Here is an 806-nt window from a genome sequence, read left to right as displayed (position 1 = left end):
GCCGCGATCGCCCGCGCCCTGCGGTGCAGCCTCGACGAGCGCGACCACCTGTTCCACCTGGCCGGGCAGAACGCCCCGACCCGGATGCACCGCGCCGACCACGTCGACCCGGCGATCCTGCGGGTGCTCGACCGGCTCGAGGACACCCCGGCGATCGTCGTCAGCCACCTGGGCGAGACCCTGGTCGAGAACCGGCTCGCGGCGGCACTGCTCGGGTCGTCCGTCAGCCTGCCCGGCAACGAGCGCTACCAGGCGTGGCGGTGGTTCGTGACCGGGAACGAGCTCGCGAAGTACGCGCCGGAGCAACACGAGCGACTGGCCCGGGTCGTGGTGGCGTCGCTGCGGGCGGCGGTGGGGCTCGCGGGCCCGGGCGATCGTCGGGCGACCGAACTCGTCGCCGAGTTGCAGACGCGCAGCCCCGAGTTCCGCGACCTCTGGGCCAAGCACGAGGTGGCCACCCGCTGGTCGGACAACAAGACCATCGTGCAGCCGGAGCTCGGGCGCATCACCGTTGACTGCCAGGTGCTGCACACCGACGACCAGGCGCAGGCACTGCTGTTGTTCACCGCGCCTCCAGGATCAGAGGACGCGCAGAAGCTCGAGCTCCTCGGCGTCGTCGGACAGCAGACCTTCGCCGGCTGACGACCTCGCACGGTGCGCGTTCGCTCGGCTCGTGCGACTTTGGTCGACCCCGCACGGTGCCAGGTTGGTGAGCCCGTGCATCGTCGACCGCTTGGTGCCGCCCTACAGTCCGCCACCGAGCGACCAACCTCGCACCGACCGGACAAGCGCGCACCGTGCGACCC

The 806-nt window shown here is 71.6% G+C and carries 1 protein-coding gene; it reads left to right on the top strand.

The features are described from left to right. On the top strand, positions 1-642 hold a 642-nt coding region (locus H489_RS27425; RefSeq protein WP_031259603.1), incomplete at its 5' end, for a hypothetical protein. Between the last annotated feature and the right edge of the window lie 164 nt (positions 643-806).

The sequence above is a fragment of the Curtobacterium flaccumfaciens UCD-AKU genome, assembly GCF_000349565.1.
GTDB lineage: Bacteria > Actinomycetota > Actinomycetes > Actinomycetales > Microbacteriaceae > Curtobacterium > Curtobacterium poinsettiae.
The sequence above is the reverse complement of the archived record's forward strand: the minus strand, read 5'-3'. Positions and strand labels throughout refer to the sequence as shown.